This is a genomic window from Salinicola aestuarinus, assembly GCF_003206645.1.
Classification (GTDB): Bacteria; Pseudomonadota; Gammaproteobacteria; order Pseudomonadales; family Halomonadaceae; genus Salinicola; species Salinicola aestuarinus.
In genome coordinates this window covers 38,782-61,168 of sequence record NZ_PZJP01000001.1, presented here as the reverse complement: position 1 = coordinate 61,168, position 22,387 = coordinate 38,782, and the positions used below count along the sequence as shown (strand labels likewise).

Sequence of the window (22,387 nt, the reverse complement as noted above, 5' to 3'; positions counted from 1 at the left end):
TCAGAGGGCCCCGCGCTAGATCGCCTCGCCGCTGCGCTCCATGGCCGTCAGCTCGTCACGAGTCGGCAAGCCTTCCATGTCACCGGTCACCTGAACCTGACGCGCGCCGATGAGGTTGCCGCGGTGCAGGGCTGCGGGCCAGTCGAGACCGTCGAGGCGCGCGCTGATGACCCCGACGGCGAAGCCGTCCCCGGCGCCGACGGTATCGATGACCTCCTTGACCGGCGAGCCCTCGACGCTGCCCTGTGTATCGGCGGTGCGGTAGTAGCTGCCTTCCGGGCCGAGTTTGACCACCACGGCCTTTGCGCCGCGCTCCAGGTAGAAACCCGCGATGTCGTGGGCGGTGTCCAGCCCTGTCAGTATCCGACCCTCGGCGAGTCCCGGCATGACCAGATCGGCCTTCGCCGCGAGCGCATTGAGGGTCTCTTTCATTACGGCTTCGCTCGGCCAGAGCGTGGGTCGCAGATTGGGATCGAAGGAGATCGATAGTCCCGCCGCTCGGGCGCGCTCGAACAGCGTCAGCGAGAGTGCCCGGGCGCTGTCGGAGAGCGCCGGCGGAATACCGGTGGCATGAAGGTGGCGGGCGCTGTCGATAGCGACGTCATCGGCATCCGCCGGGTTCAGACAGCTCGCGGCGCTGTGGCGACGAACATACTCGACATGCGGGTCGGCGCCGTCGACGGCGCGCGCCTTGAACACCAGGCCGGTGGCATGCGCCTCGTCCTCGACGACGTGTCGGCAGTCGAGGCCTTCGGCTTCCAGCGCGCGCTGCAAAAAGGCGCCGTTGTGATCTGCGCCCACGCGGGAGAGCCAGCGAACGCCGAAGCCGAGTCGCGCCAGGCCGATGGCGACATTGGTGTCGGCACCCGCGGTGCGCCGTTCGAAGTGGCTCACGCCATCGAGCGGGCCGCTCTCCTGTGCGACGAAAAGCGCCATCGCTTCGCCAAAGGTCAGCACGTCGAAGGGGGCGTCGGAGACGGACATGGTTTCTCCTTGATGGGAAACGAAAGGGAAGGATGAGGCGTGAGCGACAACGTCAGCGGGGCGAAGTCCGAGTGCGGCGATAGCGCCGCGAGCGCTTGTCGAGCTGCTCCACCAGGCGCTGGCGGTCGGCGTCGTCGAGGGTCTCGGGGGCCATCGCCGTGAGCTTGGTCGCGAGGTCGACGCCGTCGAGCACATAGAGGTCCCGTTCGCGACCGAGGTGGTCGGTTTCATCGTCAATCGACCAGCCGGGCAGGACCAGCACGCCGAACACCGGCACGGTCAGCTGCGTGTGGCGCGCCATCCAGTGGCGCAGCCATGTCGTTGCCATGCGTACCTTGCCGAGCGCGCGGCGCTCGCTCCAGCCGGGAAACCGCAGCCGCTGGGACTCCACCGCCACGGTCTTGTTGGGGGTGCCGTCGAGCTCCAGCGGAAAATCTCGCGCCATGGTCTGGATGACGAAAACGCCCTGTGGCGTGAGCAGCACGTTGTCGATGCTGTAGCTGTCCGCGGGGAAGTCGTGGAAGACGAAGTAGGGGGCTGCCTGAGGACGGATGAGATGATCGAGCGCCTGACCGACGGCCAGCTCGCAGGCGAGGCTTCGGGTCAGGCGACGAACCCGTTGCACGTCCCGCAGGATCAAAAATCCGAAAATCATCGCCAGCAGCGTACTCACGACCCCGTAGAGCGACCACTCGAGCCAGCTCTGCTCTTCGGCGAAGAGAATCCGGCCCATCCCGTAGACCAGCGGCATCAGCGTCAGCGTGGGGGCGAGCGTGGCATCGAGGAAGAAGGTTCCCCGAGCGCGCTCCAGCCGGTTGCGGTGAAGCTGGGCAATCTCGAGGATCGGCTCACCGCTGTGGGGCGAGCGCAGCTCGATACTACTGATGTCGCGAAGCGAGATCGCGACCAGCGCGGCGGCACCCAGTGGGGCCAGGAAAATCAGCGGCAGCAGGTATTCCAACCAGGCCATGAGCGATTGTCCTTGGAGTGTGACGCGAGGCGACATGAATGATGCCGCAATTCTAGCTGAGGTCGAGTGCCAACTGCGACGCCGACTGGCTGGATACTTCAATTCGGTCGCGTCCAGAATGCTTGGCCGCGTAAAGCGCGCGGTCGGCGGCGACCAGCCAGCTATCGTGATCTTCGAAGCGCGGATGACGCACAGCAAGGCCAATACTGCAGGTGGGCATACGCATGAGCGCGTCGGGCGGCGTATGGCGCGCCAACCGACGCTGCCAGTGGGCTAGCGTCGCGACTGCCTCATCGAGCCCGGTGTCGGGCAACAGCACGCCGAACTCTTCACCGCCGTAGCGACACACCACGGCCGGTGGCGGGAACGTTTCGGTCAGCGCGTCGGCGACGCTGCAAAGCGTCGCATCGCCGACATCGTGCCCGTGCTCGTCGTTGATCCGCTTGAAATGATCAATGTCGAGCAGCGCGATGGTGGCCTTGGAGGGCTTGAGCAGGGTCGCGGAGAGCTGGGCTCTCCAGATGCGGCGGTTGAGCAGGCCAGTCAGGCCGTCGGTGCGGCTGAGTGATCTCAGCGCGCGCTTCTGGCGGACGAGCTGCCTCGCCTGGCGGTAGCTGACATAGCCCACCGCCAGCGGATAGATCAGCACCAGCGGTAGGCTGGTGAACAGTACTTCCGGCGAGGCATCGAGAATGATCGACTCCGGCCGGATCATCAGTATGCCGAACAGCGCGCCGACCGCCATGCTGCCCAGGCCCATGGCGAGAAGACGCAGGCCGCCGACGGCGATGTTGTCGAGACTGACCATTGTCGCGGACGCGACGCTGGGCAAAACACTGAAGTGCATCGCCGCCAGCCACAGGCCCACCAGCAGCGAGTCGACGCACAGGTTCTGACGCTCGGCGTGATAGGGTGATTCATGCCTGCGCGCGCGCCAGTAAGCGATATGCGACCAAAGCGCGACCTCGAGGCCCAGCGAGATCCAGATCCAGAGCGGCGTCGACAGCGTATGGAGGGTGCCGGCCACGCAGGTGCCGCCGACGATCAAGCCCAGCGTGCGTGGCAGGTAGAGTCGCCGCGCCAGCTTGGCGCCGCTCTGACGGCGCCGCTGCTCAGGGTCCAGTGTCGTGTCCGGCATTCGCCATCGCTCCCAAGGCCGGGGCGCAAAAGGATCAGTGTTACGAAGGTGTAAGTGGCGTTATTTAACCTCAATCAATGAGATAAAGCATGTCTGACGAGTCGATGGTGGGGGTCGAGGCGCTCACTGATTTCGTTGTGCGCCATCCAAAGCTCTTCGTGCTGACAGGCGCAGGGGTCAGCACTGATTGCGGTATTCCCGATTATCGCGACGCCCGCGGCGACTGGAAACGACCGCCGCCGGTCAGTCACCAGAAGTTCATGGGCAGCCTCGAGGTGCGAAAACGTTACTGGGCGCGCAGTCTGGTGGGGTTTCGGGCGTTGGCGAGCGCTCACCCGGGGCAGGCGCACCGTGCACTCGCCACGCTCGAGCGGGAGGGGCGGATCACCCGACTGGTGACCCAGAACGTCGATGGGCTACACCAGCGCGCCGGTTCGCGTCGGGTGACCGATCTTCACGGTCAGGCGGATACCGTCAAGTGCATGAGCTGTGGCGCAACGATGATGCGCCATGCGCTGCATGACGAGCTCGCGAGACGCAATCCCGCCTGGCTGGCGCTGAGCGCCGAGGTCGGCCCGGACGGTGACGCCGATCTCGACGGCTACGACTTTTCGACGTTCGAGGTGCCGGCCTGCCAGCGCTGCCGGAGCGGCATTCTCAAGCCCGACGTGGTCTTCTTCGGCGACAATGTCCCCAAACCCCGGGCGGCGCTTGCCTTTGCGGCGCTCGACGCCGCCGACGCCATGTTGGTGGTGGGGTCTTCCTTGATGGTCTACTCGGGGTTTCGTTTTGCGCGGCATGCGGCTCGCGCCGGCCAGCCCATCGCCTGCGTCAATCTGGGGGCGACCCGCGCCGATGATCTATTTACGTTGAAGGTTGCCGCGCCGGTCGCACCGACGCTCGACGCGCTCGTCACCGGACTCGCCGGGCAGATGCCAAAGGGCCCGGCGGAAACCGCCGGACCCCCGGACCGCGTCGACGCGGGATCGTCAGCGCGATAACGCGCCGTTTCCGCGTTCAGCCACGAGTGGGCGGGGCCATGAACTCGGGCCCGACGGGATCGGTGATCTGCTCGCTGAGAATGGCATCGATCGTTGCCATGTCCTCGTCCTTGAGTGACCAGCCGGTGATACCGTCCAGCGGCTCCACCTGTTCCGGCTTGCGTGCCCCCCAGAGGGCAACGATGTTCGGCGAGCGGTCGAGAATCCAGCGCACGGCGAGTTCGAGGACCGTCTTGTCGTGACGCGCCGCGACGTCTCTAAGGGCGTCGACGGCAGCAAGGTACTGCGCGAAGCGTGGCGACTGAAACTTCGGGTCCTTGTTGCGCAGGTCGTCACCGTTGAAGGTGTAACCGGTGCGCATCTTGCCGGTGAGCAGCCCGCGGCATAGCGCGCCGTAGGTGAGTAGCGTGAGGTCGTTACGCTCGGCGTAGGGCAGGATTTCGCGGTCGATGTCCCGCTCGAACAGATTGTAGGGCGGCTGAACCGTGTGCAGCGGAGCCACCTGGCGGAAGGCGTCGCACTGCTCGGGAGAGAAGTTGCTCACGCCGATCGCACGGATCTTGCCCGCGCGATAAAAGCGCGCCATCGCTTCTGCTGTCTCCTCGACCGCCACCAGCGGGTCCGGCCAGTGGATCTGATAGAGATCGATACGGTCGGTCCTGAGCCTGCGCAGCGAGTCGTCCAGCTCCTTCTCCAGACGCTGGGCGGTCGCGTTGCGTGCCGGACCGCCACTCTCCGACCACTCCAGGCCCGCCTTGGTCGCGAGCACCAGCCGGTCGCGCTGATCGCTGTCGGCCACTGCCTTGCCCACCACCTCCTCCGAGTGGCCGAAGCCGTAGGCGGGGGCAGTGTCGATCAGCGTGACACCACGGTCGATCGCGGCGTGAATCGTGCGCGCGGCGTTGGCGTCGTCAGTGCCGCCCCACATGCGCCCGCCCATCGCCCAGGTGCCCAGGCCAATGCGCGACATCTCGAGGTTCGTACCGGGTAGCTTGCGCGTTTCCATGCTCTCTCCCTAGGGTCAAATCGGCGCTGTTGCGCCGGAATCGGCTGACATCCGTCAAGACACAGTGGTTCGCGCCGTGGCGTCCGGCAAGTGCCAGGGCTCTCTCGGCACGCAGAAAACCTCAGGTATCGTCAGTGGACGAATGCTCGATCGCGCCAGTGCCGGTGGGCTCGACGCGAATATCGAGCGTTTCCGGCGCGTCGGCGCCGAAGACTGCCAGCGGCTCCGGTGAGAGATAGACGATGCGTCCATCACGTCGAATCTGGGCGTCGAGCTGGTAGAGATCGTCTGACCGGATCGACTGGGGCGCATACCGCAGCGTGACCGGCAGGGGAAACGCGCCGAGGTGTTCGACCCGGCTGCTGGCCAGGACGTCGCCGGTGCTCGCGTTCTCGAGCTGAACCTCGAGCGTGGCATCCGGGGCAAGCGGCGCCGGCGACTCGGAGACGACGCGGGCGGAGAGCGTTTCGAACTGCGGCCCGCTGGCACAGCCTGCGATCAGCAGGGCCAGCCCTGCCGCCGTGCTGGTGCGGACGGGGCGAGTGGCAAGAAGAGAGCGTAGCGGGTAACTCACGGCGGGCTTCCTCGAGACGGGGGCGACGGCCGGGCGCAGCGCCCGGCGCAGAGTAGGACATCACGAGTCTCAGACAGGGCGGGGCGCGAGACGTTCCGCCCCGCCTGCAGGGCTCAGCCTCCGGCGAGCTTGACCTGAAAACCCTGCGATTCGAGTTCGGCCTTGAGTACGTCGCGATGGTCGCCCTGAATCTCGATCACCCCCTCCTTGACCGCGCCACCGGTACCGCAGCGCTTCTTGAGCGTCTTGGCGAGCGCCTTGAGCTCGGTGTCGGCCAGGGGCACGCCGCTCACGGTGGTGACGCCCTTGCCCTTGCGGCCGCTGGTCTCCCGGCGAATGCGGACAATACCGTCGAGCGCGGCGATGCGCGCCGACTCGGCCTGGGCGGCACACTCGCACTCGGCGAGCGGGCGGCGGCAGGTCGGGCAAGTCTCGCCGTGTTCGGTGGAGTAGACCAGGCCGCGAAGTTGATCCTGTAGCGATGACATGTTGGCTCCGGTGCGTTCGACGAAGCCGCATGATAACGCGGCCCCCGCGGTGCATTCACGCATTCGGCGTGCGGCGGGGGCGGGGCGATCGACGCCTAGCGGTGACCCACGGCGAGCGCCGGGCTGAGTCTGGCGAGCGCGGCGGGGAGCTCGCGCATGTGGTGGATCGTGACGGCACCGGCGGGCGTGCGCTCGTGCTGGGGAAATCGGTTGATGTGCACCACGCGCATGCCGGCGGCCAGGGCGGCACGCACGCCGACCTCGGCGTCGTCGATCACCACGCAATCGCTCGGGGAAAAACCCATGTCGCGACCGGCGTGGAGGAACAACCCCGGGTCCGGCTTCCAGCTGCCCACGCTATAGGCGCTGTAGATGCGCTCGTCGAAGAAGCCGCGAAGCCCGGTGCTGTCTAGCGCTCGCCGAATCTTGTAATCGGGACCGTTGGAGGCGATGCAGCGCGGCAGCGAACCCAGCGTGTCGAGCGTGTCGATCACGCCCTCGATCGGCGTGAGCTCGGTCAGCATGCGCTCGTGCATCTCGGCACGCATGTCGGTCTCCGTGCGCTGGCGAACTGCGTCGTCTAGCGCGCCGTATCGCTTTTCCAGCTGCGCGACGATGGACGCGAAGCGAGCACCCCGAAAGCGTTCGAGATAGTCGTCCGGCGTAAACGGCAAGCCGGCGCGATTGAGATATTTGGCCATCACGTCGGCCAGCAACGGCTCGCTGTCGACGAGGGTGCCGTCGCAGTCGAACAGCAGACAGAGGGGATCGGGCATGGTGGATCGCCTCGAGGGCGCGGTCGGTGAGTGGGAACGGCGGACACTTTGACTATCGGCCCGCAACCGAAAAACTTCGGTACCCTAACGCAGGTTTCCGTAACGCCTCTACGTGGCAGTGGAGTTACGGAACACTGTTTTAAATCTCCGTCGACTCACTCTAGCCACGCAGGGATGGCTTGGCAAGATGCCAGCGGCGCCATTTTCCTCGTCACATTCGCGCCTCCCGGGGCTTTTGGCCGCCAACCCGAGCGAGGCAGCCGGGGTGTGGCGGCAGCGAGCTCATGATCAGCCGGCATCCGGACCGAAGGTCTGCGGCAGGTAGAGAATCAGGTCGGGGAAGAAGATCAGCAAGGCGATTACCGCGAGCATCACCACCAGATAGATCATCGTCGTCCCCAGTGCCTTGAACAGCGGGATCCCGCCGATCTTGGCGGAAATCATCAGGCAGAGGCCGTAGGGCGGCGTGATCAACCCCAGACCCAGGGCCATCACACTGATCACGCCGAACTGCAGCGGGTCGACCCCGGCCTGCGCGGCCAGCGGCTGGAAAATCGGCGCGAGGATCGCCATTGCCGGCAGCGAGTCCATGAAGGTGCCGACCAGCAGCATGACAATGGTGGCGACGATCAGCAGGGTCGTGGGATCGGTGATCGCCACGCCCGACATCAGCTGCGGCGGGATGCGATAGAAGCTGATCAGATAGCCGAAGATCGCCGCGCCCACCAGGCTGAACAGTGACAGCGAACAGAGTCTGACGGTATCGGTGGAGGCGTCGAGCACGCTCTTGAAGGTCAGTTCACGGTAGACGATCGAGCCGAGCAGCAGCGCATAGAGCACCGCCATCACCGCCGCCTCCGTGGGGGTGGCCAGACCGAGTGTGATGCCGCCGATGATCAGCACCGGGATACCGGCAGCCAGCAGGCCATCCTTGCCGGAGCTGGCAAGCTGTCTGAGCGTGGCGCGCTTTCGCGTCGGCACGTCGTAGCGGCGCACGTAGCCGAGATTCATGGCGAGCTGAGCGGCGGCGATCAGGATGCCGGGGACGATCCCCCCCAGAAACAGCCCGGCGATGGAGGTGCTGGTGAGCGCCCCCCAGACGATCATGTTGATCGACGGCGGGATGATGATCCCCATGACGGACGAGGCGGCGGTCACCGCGACGCTGAAGTGCGCCGGGTAGCCCTCCTTTTTCATCGCCGGGATCAGCACCGTGCCGATCCCCGCGCTGTCGGCGGTGGAGGAGCCGGAGACGCCGGCGAAGAGCATGCTCACCAGCACGTTGACGTGGGCGAGCGCGCCTTTGACGTGGCCGACCAGATGCAGGCAGAGCGTGATCAACCGGTCGGTAATACGTGCGGCGTTCATCAGGTTGCCAGCGAGCAGAAACAGCGGCACCGCCAGCAGCACGAACGAATCCATACCGTAGTACATGCGCTGGAAAAGGATCCAGGGCGTCAGGCGCGGGTCGAGCAGGATGATCGAAAACGACGTCAGCACCAGCGACATCGCGATCGGCACGCCAGCGACGATCAGAACGCCGAGCAGCGCGAACAGCAGCCACGGCAGCAGCGGCAACCAGTCGGTGGGCATCATGGCTGGGACTCCTGCGGGGAATGGGGCTTGCGCGGGGAACGGGTCGTCGAGGCGGTGGTGAGCTCCTGGGTCGGCGGCGCCGTGCCGAGTTCGTCGATCTCGGACGGCGTGTCCAGCTCGCGCTGCATGGAGTCGACGCCATGAGCGGCGGTGAGCAGAAGGCGCTGCAGACTGAAGGAGACGATCAGCAGTCCGCAGACGAAGAACGCCGAGTAGGTCACGACCATCGGCAGCTGCGACGCGCTGGCGGTTCGCTGGAAGCCGGAGAGCAGAAAGTCGAAGCCGAAGAGGACGAAGATCGCCCCGACGACGCAGCAGGCGACGTCACGAATGACACGGGTGAGGCGATCCGCCCGCGAACCGCGGGGAAAGGCCTCCAGCACGAAGTGATCGGCATGCAGCACGCCGATGGCGGTGCCGAGCAGGATCATCCACTGGAAGGCGAAGCGGCTGAGCTCTTCAGTCCAGTAGATCCGCGGCAAGAAGCCTAGGTTGCGGCTGACGATCTGATAGACGATCAGCACGATGAAGCTGGCCAGCAGAAACAGCAGCACGACGTTGAGCGCTCGTTCCAGCTGTCGGTTGATACGGCCCAGCGCCGTTGCGAATGTCATGGCTCTCTCCTCACTCCGTCTCGACGATCAGGCGGTAGATGTCACGCAATCCCATGTCATCGATGACCTCACCCAGCGGCGCGGCGACGAGCGTCTGCATCCGCTCGCGATCCATGGGGTAGAAGGTGGCGCCCTCGGCTTTCAGTTGCGCCCGCGACTCCCGGTCGAGCCGGATCTGCAGGTCGCGGGCGTACTGCTCGCTCTCGTCGGCGGCAGCCTGCACGGCCTGCTGCTGCGCCGGGGTCAGCGATGCCCAGGTCTCCCCGGACAGGGTCAGCAGGCGCACGGTGATGTCGTGGCCGGAGAGCCCGATGTGCGGCGCCACCTCGTGAAAGCGCATGCGCAGGATCCACTCGGCTTCGTTGAGCAGACCGTCGATGGCGCCGAGCTGAAGCCCGGTATAGATCTCGCGGTAGGCCATCACCGTGGGCTGCGTGCCGAGCGCCGCCCAGGCGGTGACGGTGGGACGAGTCGGGTTGGTACGAAGCTTCATGCCCTCGAGATCGTCGAGCGTCTCCAGCGGCCGGGTACTGACGATCTGGCGCGTGCTGCCGCCGTAGTAAGCGAGCACTTTGACCCCGGTTTCCGCCTCGATGCGCTCGGCGATCTCGCGGCCCGCCTCTCCGTCGAGCACGTGCTCCCAGTGGTCGATGTCGCGATACAGAAACGGGATCGAGAAGATGCTGGCGGTGTGCGAAAACTCCGAGATCAGCCCGGGATTGACGATGGAGAGGTCCAGTGCGCCGGCGGTCTGCTGCTCGAACATCTCCGTCTCGTGGCCGAGCACGCCGTTGCTGTAGAGCCCCACGGTGAGGTCGCCGTCGCTCTTCGTTTCCAGCAGCTCGGCGAAGCGCATCGCGCTCAAGTGATAGGCGGTCTCTTCGGTGGCGCCGTGGGCGAAGATCAGCTCGCGGGCCATCGCCGTCGGTGCCGCAGCGCTCGCCAGGAATAGCGTCACTGTGGCGAACCGCGCGATTTGCAGGAGCTGAAAGGTAAGTGAGCGTTGACTCATGAAGACTCCTTGGCGTCGACAGGCGGGACAGCGGTGGTTTCGCGAACGTGCAGTGTGGCCGGTAGCACGATCTGGCGCGGGGCCCCGAGGGGCGACGCGATCCGAGTGAGCGCGAGCTCGGCAGCGGCACGGCCGCAGGCTCTCGGCTGCGTGGCGATGCTGGTGAGTGCCGGCTCGGTCAGCGTGGCTTCTTCGACGTCGTCGATACCCACCACGGCGCAGTCGATGCCGGGATGCAGGCCAAGATGGCGCAGCGCGAGGAGCGCGCCGAGCGCGACCAGGTCGTTATGGCAGATCAGAGCGGTCGGTGCCGGCGTCTGCGCGAACAGCGCGAGCGTCCGCTCGCGTCCGGCACGGCGGGAGAGTCCGCCGCGGGAGAGCATCAGGTTGGCGTCGAGTTCCGCGGCCCGCATGGCCTGGCGATAACCATCGAGACGCTCGCGATCGGCGGAGTGATCGCTCTCGCCGGCGAGCAGGGCGATGCGCCGGTGGCCGAGAGTCACCAGATGAGCGACCGCCTCGCCCACGCCGCGGCGAATATCGGCGCCCACATAGTCGCCTAGAGGCGTCTCTCCCACGTGGCGCATGATCTGTACGCAGGGCAGCTGCCACTCGCCGAGCTGGTCGATCAGCGCGGCGGGCGTGTGTTCGGCGGGACAGAGCAGCAGCGCGTCGACCCGCTGTTCGCGCAGGCGACTCAAGAACCTTGCCTGACGTTCCTGGCTGTCGTCGCTGTTGGCAAGAAAGGGCACGTAACCTGCGGGTTCCAGCACCTCGTCGATGCCCGCAACCAGGGCGCCGAAGAAGGGGTTGGCGACGTCGTGAACGATGACGCCAACGGTCGCGGTCCGCGCACTTCTCAGCGTCGCCGCGCCCCGGTTGTAGACGTAGCCCAGTGTCTCGGCGCTCTCGCGAACCCGTTGCCGTGTCGTCTCCGCTACCAGAGGGCTCTCCTGCATGACCAGCGACACGGTCGAGCGGGAAACGCCGGCGTGAGCGGCGATCTCCTTGAGCGTGACGCGAGTGTGCCAGCGCTCGGTACGCGGTAGGGCGGGCGACCGGTCAGCATCGCGTTCCTGAGACATCGGCGGATTCCCTGATTTGGATCGATCCAAAAGAATCCGCCGAGACTAGTCCCGTCAGGCGTCGGCGCCTATCCGCCTTTGGTGGAAGAGAGTGTAGGGAAACTACAGCAAGCGCTCTGAACCGACCTCAGCGTCGCCTCGCCGACCTTAGCGAGGCCCCGCGCCTGGCACGATGGCGTGGCTCCCGCCACCCATGATGGGCGGTCGCGACTCATGTCAGACGCTTACCCCAGGCTTCGACGTTGAAGGGGCTGAGCGGACGCTGACCGTCGAGGGCGAGCAGAATGTTGTCGACGGCGCGCTGGGCCATGGCGGTGCGCGTCTCCATGGTGGCCGAGCCGATGTGCGGCAGCGCCACGACGTTCTCCATCTGCGTGAGCGGCGATGACGACGGCAGCGGCTCCTGCTCGAAGACGTCGAGCCCGGCGGCGCGGATCTGTCCGCTCTGCAGCGCCTCGATCATCGCCGGCTCGTCGACTACTGCACCGCGGGCGAGGTTGATGAAGATCGCACTCTGTTTCATCCGTGCGAACGCCTCGGCACCGATGAGGTGATGAGTCTCGTCGGTCAGCGGCACGATGGTACAGACGAAGTCGGCACTCTCCAGCAGCGTCTCGAATTCGCAGCGCCGCGCGCCAAGTTCCTGCTCGATCTCCGGTTTGGGCGAGGCGTTCGAGTAGAGCACCTGCATGCCGAAACCCAGCGCGCCGCGTCGGGCGATCGCCTGGCCGATCCGGCCGAAACCGACCATGCCCAGGGTCTTGCCATGGACGTCGCTGCCGAAGAGTTCCGGACCGATGCTCGCCTGCCACTCGCCGCGTTTGACCCTGTTTGCCAGCTCCACCACGCGCCGTGCACTGGCCATGATCAACGAGAAGCCGGTGTCGGCCGTGGTCTCGGTGAGCACGTCCGGGGTGTTGCAGAGCAGCACGCCGCGGCGGGTCAGCTCGTCGACGGGATAGCTGTCCACGCCCACCGAGATGCTCGCGATCGCCTCCAGATGGGGTGCGGCGTCGAGCAGTTCGGGGGTGATCTTGACCCCGGCGCCGATCAGCCCGTGGGCTTCGCCGAGCGCTTCGAGAAACGCCGGGTCGTCGGGGGATTCGAGTTTGCCGAAATAGTCGACGTGATACTTCTCGCGAAGCTGCTCGAGCTGCTGATCGTCGAGACGGCGGTAAGCGAGGATACGCTTGCTCATGACAATTCTCCGGCTGCGTGCAAAGGAACCCCGAGGACCGTGACATCGATCCCGATAGGGGGGGGGGACGAGCGTAACCGACGGCGCGGGTCAGGCGCCGTGCCCATCGACGAAAGTCTAGCGGCTCTCGAGCGATGAGGAGAAAGGAGGGGGGGGCAGTGGAAAGCGCGAACGGTCAACGCAGGGCGGTCAGTCGACAGGGGCTTTCCATCCAAGGGGCTTTCGACGAGCCGGTCTGTCGAGCCGACGCGCGGCGCGGGTTCAGGCCGGGCGCCGCTGGGTGCGCTGGCGCAGTCTCGGCAGCTGCCGAGCCACGACCGGCAAGCGCAGGATCATCAACAGGGCGCCGGTGGCGGCATAGAGGCTCCACTGCTCCATGTCGGCACGCACCACCCAGAAGAAGTGCAGCAGCCCGAGCGCCAATACCGGGTAGACCAGCTTGTGCAGCGTCTTCCAGCGCTTGCCCAGCCGGCGCATCGACCACTGATTGGAGGTCACGCCCATGACGACGAGGCCGGTGAGAGCCAGCATGCCGACGATGATATAAGGCCGGCGGATAATCTCGCTGCCAAGCCGCGAGAGATCGAGACCGAGAATGAACAAGGCATAGCAGAGCAGGTGGGACACCGCGTAGGCGAGCGTCCAGAGCCCGAGCTGACGGCGGATGAGGGCGAAGCCCTTCCAGCGGGTGAGCTTCGTCAGCGGCGTCAGCGACAGCGTGGCAAAGAGCATCCAGAGCGTCGCCTGGCCGATGTTGAGCAGCAGGTACCGACCCGGCTCCGGCCCGGCATTGCCGAGTGCCACCTGGGCGGACCAGTAGGCGAGTGGTGTCAGTGCGACGGCGAAGACGAGCAGGCGCCACAGCGTCAGCAGCGGCTGTCGCCTTGCCCTGGCGGATTTCGACGTCGACCGCCGGGTGGACGTCCGTCCCGCTGTCGGCGCTTCCGTCACGCTCACGTCGCTCTCCCTCGATACCTGTGCCATCAGTACTGCTTCGTCAGGTCCATGCCGGCGTAGAGGCTGCCGACCTCCTCTTCGTACCCGTTGAACATCCGGGTGTCGATGATGTTGGGGCTGAAGAGGCTGTTGGGCAGACGCCGTTCGGTGGCCTGGCTCCAGCGCGGGTGGTCGACATTCGGATTGACGTTGGCATAGAAGCCATACTCGTTGGGCGCGATCGCCTGCCACGAGTTCACCGGGGGTTGCTCCACCAGCGAGATACGCACGATCGACTTGATGCTCTTAAAGCCGTACTTCCACGGCACCACGAGCCGAAACGGCGCGCCATTCTGGTTGGGCAGCTCACGGCCATACATGCCGACCCCGAGAATCGCCAGCGGATGCATCGCCTCGTCGAGTCGTAGTCCCTCGACGTAGGGCCAGTCGATCAATGCGAAAGACGAGTCCTGGCCCGGCATTTGTTCAGGGCGCACCAGGGTCTCGAAACGCACGTACTTCGCCCTCGAGGTGGGGTCGGCACGCTGGATCACGTCACCCAGCGAGATGCCGAGCCACGGAATGACCATCGACCACGCCTCGACGCAGCGCAGCCGATAGATGCGCTCTTCCACCCGGGACGGGGTCACGAGGTCCTCCAGCGCGAATCGGCCGCCATTGTTGACCTCGCCGTCGATCACCACGCTCCAGGGCTGGGTCTCCAGACGATCGGCGCGCCGTGACGGGTCGCTCTTGCCGGTGCCGAACTCGTAGAAGTTGTTGTAGTTCGAGGCATCGTCGAACGGGGTGAGCTTGTCGAGCTCGGGGTCGGCGGGGGCTACGACCCGTGGCTCGGCATCGGCGAGCTTCGGCGCGAGCCAATCGGGCGGGCTGCCTGCGGGAACGTCGGCGTAGTCGGCCGTGGCGGCGCGCGCCCGCCCCGTCAACGCGAGCCCTGCGCCGATACCGGCAAGCCCGCCCATGAAACGCCGGCGGGTCAGGTAGACCGACTCCGGCGTGACGTCGCTTTCGCGCAGGTCGCTGGGTCGGGTGATCTTGATCAACATGGGTCTCTCCCCTTCGTCTTCGCCGGTAGCCGGAGCGTGATACGCCCGGCGCCGGCCGCTGGATGCGACGGTGCCACGCGAGGCCGCGCAGATCCAGGCGCCCCCCTGTGGCTAGTAGCCTAGATGACGCCGAGCCATTGCCACCATAGATAGTCCAGTGGCCATAGCAGTCCGACGGTGATCAACGCCAACGGCAGGGTCACCCGGACGGCATGACGCATGCTCAGTCCGGAAGTGAGCAGACCGATGACCAGCGGCGGCGACTGATAAGGAAGCACGACGGTCGAGAAGCCGAGCACCTGCGACATCACCGTCGCCTCGGCGGACCAGCCGGTGACGTCGGCGAGCTGCGGGGCCAGCGGCGTCAGCACGGCGGGGACGCCGGGCAGCGTCACCAGCAGGCCCAGGGTCGTTGCGATCACGGCAAGCCAGGCGAAGTTGCCGGCATCGGCGCCGTCGGCGAGTGGCAGCACCTCGACCAGCCGCCCGGCCAGCGCTTCACCGAGGCCGCTTTCGTGGGCCAGTGCGCCAAGGCTGACGATCCCCGCCACGTAGACGAACGGTTCAAGGCTCATGGTCGACAGCGGCTTCTCCGGCATCAGGCGGCTACCGGGAAAGAGACACACCAGTGCCACCAGCATGCCGATCCACGCCGGTGAGATGCCGTGCCAGGCATCGGTCATCCACATGCCCACGGCGAAAGCGAGAAGTGCCGCCATGGTGGCGACCTCTGGTGGCCGATGGCCTGCGCGCGCCGGCGGGATCGACGTCGGTGGGCCGCCGCGGAACTGCCACAGGATCACGGCCATCATCAGCATCCACTTGAGGAGTCCGAGAATCGGAAAGTGGAGCAATAGATATTCTCCATAGCTCGGCGAGTAACCGAGCACGGCTTCGCTGGCGCCCATCAGGACGTTGTTGGGCACATTGGCGGGCAGGATGGTGAAGGTCGGCAGAAAGCAGGACATGATGCCGGCGAGCAGGATGCCGTGGCGGCCCGGATCGTTTTCCGCATAGCCGAGGCGCCCGATGAGCGTCAGCAGTACCGGCACCAGTAGCACGATCCGGCCCATCGCCGATGGCATGAAGAACGCGGCGATGAGACCCAGCAGTCCGGCGCCGATCACCGCCTGGGGATAGCCGGTGGCGAGCCGTGGGCCGAGCGTGGCGGCCACGCGATCGCCGAGCCCGGTGTGATGGATCGCCGCGCCGATCACCATGCCCGAGAAGACCAGCCAGGTCGCCGCCGACTCGAAGCCGGCAAAAATCACCGAGGCCGGCGCGACCTTCGCCACCATGCAGAGCGTGAAGAAGATCAGCGCCGTCAGCCACTGCGGCAGCCAGCCCGTTGCCCAGAGTCCAATGCCGAGGGCGACGATCACGCCGGTCTGGAGAAACGAGCCGGCGGGGATCAGTAGCAGCAGCGCGAGCGCCGTCCCGGTGGCGACGAGCGAAGCGGCCTGGCGCCAGGGCAGAGAGAACGCGCAAAACGGCATCGGAAACCCTCGTATCGAACGGTGAAAGGCGCGGATCGCAAGGCTGCGGAGTATAGCAGGGCGCCTTCGGGTCTCCAGGGGCCGCGGGAGGCACCGGCGCGCGTAGCGTCTACGCTTGAACGCGTATCGCCATTCGAAGAGGAGACCCCCATGCGCGCGATGGCAACGCTCTGTCTGAGCGGCGAACTGATGCCCAAGCTGGAGGCGATCGCCCGGGCGGGGTTTGGCGGCGTCGAGATCTTCCTCGACGATCTGATGGCGGACAGCCACTCGCCGCGGCGCATCGGCGAGCACTGTCGTGATCTCGGGCTCGACGTGGTTGCGCTACAGCCCTTCCGCGACGCCGAGTCGCAGCGCCGCGACGCCCACCGCAAAATGCTGGGTGAAGCGGAGCGCCACTTCGACCGGCTCGCCGAGCTCGGTGGCACGCGGCTGCTGGCCTGCAGCACCACGCTGGCCTCCGCCGATCCTTCCCCCGCGGCAGCCGCGGACACGCTGCACGATCTCGCCGAGCTTGCGACGACGCGGCAGATGAGCGTGGCCTACGAGGCGCTCGCCTGGGGCCGTTACATCGACGACTACCGCACCGCCTGGGAGGTCGTCGAGCGTGTCGATCACCCCGCGCTCACGCTGGTGCTGGACAGCTTCCACGTGCTGGCCATGGGGCTCGAGCTCGAGACCCTCTCGGGTATTCCCGCGCACAAGATCGGCCTGGTGCAGCTGGCCGATGCGCCAGACCCCAAAGGAGAGGATCTACAGAATCTCAGCCGGCACCGTCGCGCCTTTCCGGGAGACGGCGCGCTCGACGTGCCCGGCTTTCTCACGGCGCTGGCGGTTACCGGCTACGCCGGGCCGATCTCGCTGGAGATCTTCAGCGATATTCTCAGTGTGATGCCGACGGGCATGTCGGCCCTCGAGGGGAAGGAGAAGCTCGACCGCGTGCTGGGCGAGCAGGGGTGATGGCGTGACGCTTGGCTGCGGCCTATTGTCAGCGGCGCGGGTGCCTCACGGCACCTCGCGTTACAGGAGCCAGGCGTGAGAGAGCCAGATGCCAACGGCCAGTGTCAGTGACGAGAGCACGGTTGCCATGACCATCGCCGCCGTCCCCATCTCGGCGAAGCCGTAGCGCTGGCCCAGCAGCGGATACATCGAGAGCATCGGGGCGCAGGCGAACAGGATCGCCGCGGCGGCGAAGACCGGATCGATCCCCGGTACCAGCAGAATCATCCCGATCACGCAGAGCGGGTGCAGTATCAGCTTGGTTAGCGCGATCTGCGACACCGCCTTGGCCATGCCGCGCACGCGAAGCCCGCAGAGCGTGCCGCCGATCACGAACAGTGCCACCGGAGAGGAGGAGGCGGCGAGCATGTCGAGCATCTTCTCCAACGGGCCGGGCGGATGCAGATCGAGGGCGGCGAGCAGCGTTCCCACGACGATGGCGAGGATCAGCGGGTGGCGCAGGATGCGCAGCGCCACCGGCTTCATTGTCTTCCAGATACCGCCCCTCGCTCCTTTGCTCAGTTCGGCCAGTACCAGCGCCGTGGGGATCACCAGCAGGTTCTCGATCAGCATGTTGAGCGCCATCGCGATGCCCGCGGTGGGGCCGATCACCAGCACGGCCACGGGATAGCCGATGAAGCCGCTGTTGGAGGCCGACACGCCGAGCGAGAACATCGCGCGCTGAACCAGCGACCGCGCCGAGCGCACGCTCAACCAGGCGAACATCGCGGCAAACGCAACGCCCGAGCCCAGGCCGTAGACCAGCAGGTAGGGGACGTTGAAAACCTCGTCGAGCGGGCGAGCGAGCAGCGCCTGGATCACCAGCGCCGGCAGCGCGATGTTGATGACGTAGCGGCCCATCCCCTGAATATGGGATTTGTCGACCACGCGCTTGAGCACGGCCAGATAGCCGATGCCGATGACCAGAAAGATGGGTACGATGGCGCCGAGAATGGTGCTCAAGAGGACGTTACGCTTTGGGTGGCGAAGAGCGTTGAACGACGCTGGGGCCCGTGAGGCGCGGCGTCGAGGTTAGACTTTCGCCCAATAGCATGACGCTGGCGGCCGTTCGCGGCAAGCCTCGTCGACCTGACGCGCAGCGCTTGAACGCACCGACAATCCCGCGACGGAGGAGTCCATGACCGACCTCACCCTGTTCTATGACGGCGCCTGCCCGCTCTGTGTCCACGAGATCACGCATCTGCGGCGTCTGGACCGCCACCGGCGTATCCGCTTCGAGGATATCCAGGCCGAGGATTTCAGTCACCGCTGGCCGGATGTCGATCGTGAGCAGGCGAGCGCAATTCTGCAGGGATACTACCGCGGCGAAGCGCTGCAGGGGCTGGATGTGACCCACCGTGCCTGGTCGCTGGTGGGGCGCGGCTGGCTCACCGCGCCGCTGCGCTGGCCGCTGATCCGGCCGGTGGCGGATCGCGTCTATCGCTGGTTCGCGCCGCGCCGCTATCGGATTTCCGGCTGGCTGACGGGTCGTCAGCGCTGCGCGCCCTGTGAAGGCGGTCAATGCGCGGTGGGTGAGAAACCATCGCGGCGTGCCGACTGAGCGGTCACCGCGGCAGTCAGATCGACCGCTAGGCGAAGTGACGTCCGAGCGATCGTCTTCCCCCGCCAGCGACGGGTCTGACGCGTCGCTGTCCGGCGCGGTGGTTTTTTTCGGCATCGATAACAAGGACCCCGTTTATGTGCGGCGACCTATCGCCCCTCGACGATCGGGCGGGTTGGCGGGATCACGCAGACGTCGATGAGGCGAGCGCTGGCGCGGCGTCGACGCTGGCGCCGGCGTTGACGAGCCGAGTCTTGCCTCCGGCGGACATCCCCGTCATCGATATCGGTCCGTTGATCGATCGCAGCGATCCGATGGGGGTGGCCGACGCGATCGGCAACGCCTGCGAGCGGACCGGGTTTTTCTACGTTCGGGGGCATGGGGTCGATCCGCAGCTTGTGGCCAGAGCGTTCGAGATGGCGGCCCGATTCTTCGCGCGGCCCTTGGCGGAGAAGGACGCACTCCACATCGTGGGTTCGGGACTCGCGCTGCGCGGCTATACCCCACTTTTCGGAGAAAACGTCGACCCCGACAAGAGTCGCGACTTCAAGGAGTGCTTCGATCTGGGGGGCGACGAGACCGAGGTGTCGCCGTTCTTCGGTCCCAACCGCATGCCGGCGAAGCCCGAGGCGTTCCAGGCAGTGTTCGAGCGCTACCATGCCGAGATGCTCACGCTGGGGCATCGTCTGGTGGGGGCCATCGCACTGAGTCTCGGCCTGGCGGAAGACCATTTCGCCGCCCACCAGCAACGGCCCATGGCGATCCAGCGGCTGCTGCACTATCCCTCTCAGGCGGGCGTGATCGAAGAAGAGGAGATCGGCATCGGTGCGCACACCGACTATGGGCTGTTGACCATTCTCGCTCAGGACGCCGTGGGCGGGCTGCAGATTCGCCATCGCGACGGCGGCTGGATCAGTGCGCCACCGATCGAGGGAGCCTTCGTCGTCAATATCGGCGACCTTGTGCAGACGCTGACCAACGACCGCTACGTGTCGACGCTGCATCGGGTGGTCAACGCCAGCGGTCGCGAGCGCTACTCGCTGCCGTTCTTCTTCGATCTCGACTATGACGCCGTTGTCGAGGTGCTGCCGATCTGCACTCGCGATGACGACCCGCCGCGCTATGCCCCTTACGTCAGCGGGGCGCACAAGTTCGCCCGCTACGCGGCGAGTTATGCGCATCTGCGCGAGGGTCGGCACGAGGGAATGGACCCGGGCTGAGCCTGCCCGGCGCGAGAGGGGCGGTTGCCAGGTGGCATCGGTCGCTCGCGTCGATGTCGAACACGATCACGCCTTCCCAATCCGGGGGCGTTTTCTGTATAGTACGCCGCGCGATGCGGCGTCGGGTTGACCCGGTAGTGGTCACCACCACGGGAGAACGCGACGACGCGGATCGTGATTCGGAGAGGTGGCAGAGTGGTCGAATGCACCGCACTCGAAATGCGGCATACCTTCGCGGGTATCGAGGGTTCAAATCCCTCCCTCTCCGCCAGATTCGGAAAAGCCGGCCCCAGGGGCCGGCTTTTTTGTGCCTGCTCGTTTTGTGTCTGCTCGACGCGTCTGTGTCGTCCCAGCGCGGCGGCCGAGTCAGGGGCGCTGCGGGGCGTCGACCGGGCGATTCGGCAGGGCCCCGCCGAATCGCCCCGATGTGCTGGCCGACGTCAGTGCGACGCCGCTTCCAGCGCCGCCACGGCGGGCAGGGTCTTGCCTTCGACATACTCGAGGAAGGCGCCGCCGCCGGTGGAGATATAGGAGACCTCCTCGTCGATGCCATACTTGTCGATCGCCGCCAGGGTGTCGCCACCGCCGGCGATGGAGAACGCCGGGCTCTCGGCGATCGCCCGAGAGATCGTCTCGGTGCCCTTGCCGAACTGGTCGATCTCGAACACGCCCACCGGGCCGTTCCAGAGAATGGTGCCGGCGGTCTTGAGCAGGCTGGCGAGGTGTTGCGCGGTTTCCGGCCCGATATCCAGAATCATCTCGTCGTCGTTGACCTGATCGACCGGTTTGACCGTCGCCTCGGCGGATTCGGAGAACTCGGTGGCCACGACCACGTCGGTGGGCAGCGGGATCTTTACCCGGCCCATCAGCTCCTTCGCCTTGTCGACGAGATCGGCTTCATAGAGCGACTTGCCGACGTTGTGACCGGCAGCGGCGATGAAGGTGTTGGCGATGCCGCCGCCGACGATCAGCTGATCGCACTTCTGCGAAAGCGCCTCGAGCACGTCGAGCTTGGTCGAGACCTTGGAGCCGCCGACGATCGCGGCCATCGGTCGCGCCGGGGCGCTGAGCGCCTTCTCCAGCGCCTCGAGCTCGCCGGCGAGCAGCGGGCCGGCGCAGGCCTTGTCGGCGAAGCGGGCAACACCGTGGGTCGAGGCCTGGGCGCGGTGGGCGGTGCCGAAGGCATCCATCACGAAGACGTCGCAGAGCTTGGCGTAGGTCTTGGCGAGCGCCTCGTCGTCCTTTTTCTCGCCGCTGTTGTAGCGCACGTTCTCCAGCAGCACGACGTCGCCATCACTCACGTCGACGTTGCCGTCGAGGTAGTCCTTCTCCAGACGCACGGGTTGGCCGAGCAGCGTCGCCAGGTGTTCCGCGACCGGGGCAAGGGTGAATTCGTCCGCCGGCTCGCCCTCGGTGGGGCGGCCCAGGTGGCTCATCAGCAGCACGCGGGCGCCGGCGTCGAGCGCGGCGCGAATGGTCGGCAGACAGGCGCGAATGCGCGCGTCGCTGGTGACTTTGCCATCCTTGACGGGGACGTTGAGATCCTCGCGAATCAGCACGCGCTTTCCCGAGAGGTCCAGCTCGGTCATCTTGCTTACGGTCATAAGATCCTTTCCTTGCGATGGAGTGGGACGGAGGGCGACGGGAGTTCGAGCCAGTGGCGGGCGACGTCGAGCATGCGGTTGGCGAACCCCCACTCGTTGTCGAACCAGCAGAGCGCCTTGAGCAGGCGGCCGCCGGCCACGCGGGTCTGGGTAGCATCAACGATACCCGAGCGTGAATCGTGGTTGAAGTCGACCGAGACCATCGGCTCGTCAGTGTAGCCGAGCACCCCGGCGAAGCCGGCAAGGCTGGCCCGGCGCAGGCAGGCGTTGACCTCGGCGGCGGTCACGTCGCGGCCCAGGGTGATCGCCAGGTCCATGGCGGAGACATTGATCGTCGGCACCCGCACGTGCAGGCACTCGAAACGCTCGGCGAGATGCGGCATCAGCCGGCCGATGCCGCGGGCGAGTCCGGAATCCACCGGAATGATCGACTGCAGCGCCGAGCGGGTCAGCCGCCGGTCGCTGTGGTGGTAGGCGTCGATCACCGGCTGGTCGTTCATCGCCGAGTGGATGGTGGTGGTGACGCCGTGCTCGACGCCAAACGCCGCGTCGAGCGCCGTGAGAATCGGGATCAGTGCGTTGGTGGTGCAGGAGGCCGCCGAGACGATGCGCATCTCGGGGCGAAGCACGTCGTGATTGACGCCATGGACCACGGTGGCATCGACGTCCGCCTCGGCCGGCTGCGAGAAGAGCAGGCGTGGCGCACCCGCCGCCAGATGATGTTCGGCGGTGGCGCGATCCTTGAAACTGCCGGAGCACTCGAGCACCAGGTCGACCCCGGCTGCCTGCCAGTCGAGGTCTGCGGGCTCGGCGGCGGCGAACACCGATATCGGTCGGCCGTCGATCTCAAGCTTGCCTTCCCGGGTCTCGACGCGGCCTGGGAAGCGGCCGTGGGTCGTATCGTGGCGGGTCAGGTAGGCGAGGGTATCGAGATCGGCGAGCTCATTGATGGCGACGACTTCGAGTGGCAGTTCCGGTCGCTCGACCAGCGCCCGCAGTACGCTCTGGCCGATGCGGCCATAGCCGTTGATGGCGACGCGGTAGGTCATGTCGCTCCCCCGT

22 protein-coding genes and 1 tRNA gene are annotated in these 22,387 nt (G+C 66.3%); 5 read left to right on the top strand and 18 right to left on the bottom strand.

What is annotated here, in order from left to right; translation table 11 throughout:
- Nucleotides 1–15: 15 nt before the first annotated feature.
- Genes DOM41_RS00275 through DOM41_RS00265 form a run of 3 tightly spaced genes read right to left on the bottom strand, consistent with a single transcriptional unit; the run spans nucleotide 16 to nucleotide 3,092 of the window.
- A complete protein-coding gene (locus DOM41_RS00275; RefSeq protein WP_110684845.1) occupies nucleotides 16–984 on the bottom strand; it encodes a sugar kinase in 969 nt (322 codons plus the stop codon).
- Between the two features lie 52 nt (nucleotides 985–1,036).
- Nucleotides 1,037–1,954, bottom strand: a complete 918-nt coding sequence (locus DOM41_RS00270) for a nuclease-related domain-containing protein (RefSeq protein ID WP_110684844.1) — start codon at nucleotides 1,952–1,954, stop codon at nucleotides 1,037–1,039.
- 52 nt (nucleotides 1,955–2,006) lie between these two features.
- Nucleotides 2,007–3,092: a diguanylate cyclase gene (locus DOM41_RS00265; RefSeq protein WP_110684843.1), complete on the bottom strand. Its 1,086-nt coding sequence runs from the start codon at nucleotides 3,090–3,092 to the stop codon at nucleotides 2,007–2,009.
- Nucleotides 3,093–3,181: 89 nt separating this feature from the next.
- Between DOM41_RS00265 and DOM41_RS00260 the strand changes: the two genes are divergently transcribed.
- Complete coding sequence (locus DOM41_RS00260; RefSeq protein WP_223160891.1) at nucleotides 3,182–4,093, top strand: NAD-dependent protein deacetylase; 912 nt, start codon at nucleotides 3,182–3,184, stop codon at nucleotides 4,091–4,093.
- A 16-nt stretch (nucleotides 4,094–4,109) separates the two neighbouring features.
- Here the strand turns inward: DOM41_RS00260 and DOM41_RS00255 are convergent, their stop codons facing one another.
- The 12 genes from DOM41_RS00255 to DOM41_RS00200 all read right to left on the bottom strand — a co-directional run bounded on the left by DOM41_RS00255 (nucleotide 4,110) and on the right by DOM41_RS00200 (nucleotide 15,941).
- Nucleotides 4,110–5,099, bottom strand: coding sequence for an aldo/keto reductase (locus DOM41_RS00255; RefSeq protein ID WP_110684842.1), 990 nt, complete (start codon nucleotides 5,097–5,099; stop codon nucleotides 4,110–4,112).
- 121 nt (nucleotides 5,100–5,220) lie between these two features.
- The gene (locus DOM41_RS00250; RefSeq protein WP_157956802.1) at nucleotides 5,221–5,673 is read right to left on the bottom strand and encodes a YbaY family lipoprotein; all 453 of its coding nucleotides are present in this window, start codon (nucleotides 5,671–5,673) and stop codon (nucleotides 5,221–5,223) included.
- A gap of 113 nt (nucleotides 5,674–5,786) precedes the next feature.
- On the bottom strand, nucleotides 5,787–6,161 hold the full coding sequence (locus tag DOM41_RS00245) for a translation initiation factor Sui1 (protein ID WP_110684840.1): 375 nt from the start codon (nucleotides 6,159–6,161) through the stop codon (nucleotides 5,787–5,789).
- Nucleotides 6,162–6,256: 95 nt separating this feature from the next.
- Nucleotides 6,257–6,937 carry an HAD family hydrolase gene (locus DOM41_RS00240; RefSeq protein ID WP_110684839.1) on the bottom strand — a complete coding sequence of 227 codons (681 nt, stop codon included), beginning with the start codon at nucleotides 6,935–6,937 and terminating at the stop codon, nucleotides 6,257–6,259.
- Between the two features lie 288 nt (nucleotides 6,938–7,225).
- Complete coding sequence (locus DOM41_RS00235; protein WP_110684838.1) at nucleotides 7,226–8,533, bottom strand: TRAP transporter large permease; 1,308 nt, start codon at nucleotides 8,531–8,533, stop codon at nucleotides 7,226–7,228.
- Nucleotides 8,530–9,147: a TRAP transporter small permease gene (locus DOM41_RS00230; protein WP_110684837.1), complete on the bottom strand. Its 618-nt coding sequence runs from the start codon at nucleotides 9,145–9,147 to the stop codon at nucleotides 8,530–8,532. Before DOM41_RS00230 ends, DOM41_RS00235 begins: the two co-directional genes overlap by 4 nt.
- Before the next feature lie 10 nt (nucleotides 9,148–9,157).
- On the bottom strand, nucleotides 9,158–10,159 hold the full coding sequence (locus DOM41_RS00225; protein ID WP_110684836.1) for a TRAP transporter substrate-binding protein: 1,002 nt from the start codon (nucleotides 10,157–10,159) through the stop codon (nucleotides 9,158–9,160).
- Nucleotides 10,156–11,244 carry a LacI family DNA-binding transcriptional regulator gene (locus tag DOM41_RS00220; RefSeq protein WP_110684835.1) on the bottom strand — a complete coding sequence of 363 codons (1,089 nt, stop codon included), beginning with the start codon at nucleotides 11,242–11,244 and terminating at the stop codon, nucleotides 10,156–10,158. Before DOM41_RS00220 ends, DOM41_RS00225 begins: the two co-directional genes overlap by 4 nt.
- Before the next feature lie 211 nt (nucleotides 11,245–11,455).
- On the bottom strand, nucleotides 11,456–12,442 hold the full coding sequence (locus tag DOM41_RS00215) for a 2-hydroxyacid dehydrogenase (RefSeq protein ID WP_110684834.1): 987 nt from the start codon (nucleotides 12,440–12,442) through the stop codon (nucleotides 11,456–11,458).
- 261 nt (nucleotides 12,443–12,703) lie between these two features.
- Nucleotides 12,704–13,315: a protein-methionine-sulfoxide reductase heme-binding subunit MsrQ gene (msrQ, locus tag DOM41_RS00210; protein WP_245391701.1), complete on the bottom strand. Its 612-nt coding sequence runs from the start codon at nucleotides 13,313–13,315 to the stop codon at nucleotides 12,704–12,706.
- Between the two features lie 110 nt (nucleotides 13,316–13,425).
- Complete coding sequence (gene msrP, locus DOM41_RS00205; RefSeq protein ID WP_110684832.1) at nucleotides 13,426–14,445, bottom strand: protein-methionine-sulfoxide reductase catalytic subunit MsrP; 1,020 nt, start codon at nucleotides 14,443–14,445, stop codon at nucleotides 13,426–13,428.
- Between the two features lie 119 nt (nucleotides 14,446–14,564).
- Nucleotides 14,565–15,941, bottom strand: coding sequence for an SLC13 family permease (locus tag DOM41_RS00200; protein ID WP_110684831.1), 1,377 nt, complete (start codon nucleotides 15,939–15,941; stop codon nucleotides 14,565–14,567).
- A gap of 150 nt (nucleotides 15,942–16,091) precedes the next feature.
- On the opposite strand from DOM41_RS00200, the gene DOM41_RS00195 reads away from it, so the two are divergent.
- Nucleotides 16,092–16,901, top strand: coding sequence for a sugar phosphate isomerase/epimerase family protein (locus DOM41_RS00195; protein WP_110684830.1), 810 nt, complete (start codon nucleotides 16,092–16,094; stop codon nucleotides 16,899–16,901).
- A gap of 60 nt (nucleotides 16,902–16,961) precedes the next feature.
- Here the strand turns inward: DOM41_RS00195 and DOM41_RS00190 are convergent, their stop codons facing one another.
- A complete protein-coding gene (locus DOM41_RS00190) occupies nucleotides 16,962–17,903 on the bottom strand; it encodes an AEC family transporter (protein ID WP_245391682.1) in 942 nt (313 codons plus the stop codon).
- Nucleotides 17,904–18,078: 175 nt separating this feature from the next.
- Between DOM41_RS00190 and DOM41_RS00185 the strand changes: the two genes are divergently transcribed.
- From DOM41_RS00185 to DOM41_RS00175, 3 genes are all read left to right on the top strand, one after another.
- On the top strand, nucleotides 18,079–18,501 hold the full coding sequence (locus tag DOM41_RS00185) for a thiol-disulfide oxidoreductase DCC family protein (protein WP_110684829.1): 423 nt from the start codon (nucleotides 18,079–18,081) through the stop codon (nucleotides 18,499–18,501).
- A 137-nt stretch (nucleotides 18,502–18,638) separates the two neighbouring features.
- On the top strand, nucleotides 18,639–19,721 hold the full coding sequence (locus DOM41_RS00180) for an isopenicillin N synthase family dioxygenase (RefSeq protein ID WP_110684828.1): 1,083 nt from the start codon (nucleotides 18,639–18,641) through the stop codon (nucleotides 19,719–19,721).
- Nucleotides 19,722–19,902: 181 nt separating this feature from the next.
- Nucleotides 19,903–19,992: transfer RNA gene (locus tag DOM41_RS00175), tRNA-Ser, on the top strand.
- Nucleotides 19,993–20,161: 169 nt separating this feature from the next.
- Here DOM41_RS00175 and DOM41_RS00170 read toward each other — a convergent pair.
- Together DOM41_RS00170 and DOM41_RS00165 are read right to left on the bottom strand one after the other, a co-directional pair.
- A complete protein-coding gene (locus DOM41_RS00170) occupies nucleotides 20,162–21,325 on the bottom strand; it encodes a phosphoglycerate kinase (protein WP_110684827.1) in 1,164 nt (387 codons plus the stop codon).
- On the bottom strand, nucleotides 21,322–22,374 hold the full coding sequence (locus DOM41_RS00165) for a type I glyceraldehyde-3-phosphate dehydrogenase (RefSeq protein ID WP_110685195.1): 1,053 nt from the start codon (nucleotides 22,372–22,374) through the stop codon (nucleotides 21,322–21,324). The genes DOM41_RS00170 and DOM41_RS00165 overlap by 4 nt, the downstream gene beginning before the upstream one ends.
- Nucleotides 22,375–22,387: the final 13 nt, after the last annotated feature.

Excerpts from the sequence above, each read along its gene's own strand:
- DOM41_RS00275 (WP_110684845.1), bottom strand. The coding sequence starts at position 984 with ATGTCCGTCTCCGACGCCCCCTTCGACGTGCTGACCTTTGGCGAAGCG.
- DOM41_RS00270 (WP_110684844.1), bottom strand. The coding sequence starts at position 1,954 with ATGGCCTGGTTGGAATACCTGCTGCCGCTGATTTTCCTGGCCCCACTG.
- DOM41_RS00265 (WP_110684843.1), bottom strand. The coding sequence starts at position 3,092 with ATGCCGGACACGACACTGGACCCTGAGCAGCGGCGCCGTCAGAGCGGC.
- DOM41_RS00260 (WP_223160891.1), top strand. The coding sequence starts at position 3,182 with ATGTCTGACGAGTCGATGGTGGGGGTCGAGGCGCTCACTGATTTCGTT.
- DOM41_RS00255 (WP_110684842.1), bottom strand. The coding sequence starts at position 5,099 with ATGGAAACGCGCAAGCTACCCGGTACGAACCTCGAGATGTCGCGCATT.
- DOM41_RS00245 (WP_110684840.1), bottom strand. The coding sequence starts at position 6,161 with ATGTCATCGCTACAGGATCAACTTCGCGGCCTGGTCTACTCCACCGAA.
- DOM41_RS00240 (WP_110684839.1), bottom strand. The coding sequence starts at position 6,937 with ATGCCCGATCCCCTCTGTCTGCTGTTCGACTGCGACGGCACCCTCGTC.
- DOM41_RS00235 (WP_110684838.1), bottom strand. The coding sequence starts at position 8,533 with ATGATGCCCACCGACTGGTTGCCGCTGCTGCCGTGGCTGCTGTTCGCG.
- DOM41_RS00230 (WP_110684837.1), bottom strand. The coding sequence starts at position 9,147 with ATGACATTCGCAACGGCGCTGGGCCGTATCAACCGACAGCTGGAACGA.
- DOM41_RS00225 (WP_110684836.1), bottom strand. The coding sequence starts at position 10,159 with ATGAGTCAACGCTCACTTACCTTTCAGCTCCTGCAAATCGCGCGGTTC.
- DOM41_RS00220 (WP_110684835.1), bottom strand. The coding sequence starts at position 11,244 with ATGTCTCAGGAACGCGATGCTGACCGGTCGCCCGCCCTACCGCGTACC.
- DOM41_RS00215 (WP_110684834.1), bottom strand. The coding sequence starts at position 12,442 with ATGAGCAAGCGTATCCTCGCTTACCGCCGTCTCGACGATCAGCAGCTC.
- msrP (WP_110684832.1), bottom strand. The coding sequence starts at position 14,445 with ATGTTGATCAAGATCACCCGACCCAGCGACCTGCGCGAAAGCGACGTC.
- DOM41_RS00200 (WP_110684831.1), bottom strand. The coding sequence starts at position 15,941 with ATGCCGTTTTGCGCGTTCTCTCTGCCCTGGCGCCAGGCCGCTTCGCTC.
- DOM41_RS00195 (WP_110684830.1), top strand. The coding sequence starts at position 16,092 with ATGCGCGCGATGGCAACGCTCTGTCTGAGCGGCGAACTGATGCCCAAG.
- DOM41_RS00185 (WP_110684829.1), top strand. The coding sequence starts at position 18,079 with ATGACCGACCTCACCCTGTTCTATGACGGCGCCTGCCCGCTCTGTGTC.
- DOM41_RS00180 (WP_110684828.1), top strand. The coding sequence starts at position 18,639 with ATGTGCGGCGACCTATCGCCCCTCGACGATCGGGCGGGTTGGCGGGAT.
- DOM41_RS00170 (WP_110684827.1), bottom strand. The coding sequence starts at position 21,325 with ATGACCGTAAGCAAGATGACCGAGCTGGACCTCTCGGGAAAGCGCGTG.
- DOM41_RS00165 (WP_110685195.1), bottom strand. The coding sequence starts at position 22,374 with ATGACCTACCGCGTCGCCATCAACGGCTATGGCCGCATCGGCCAGAGC.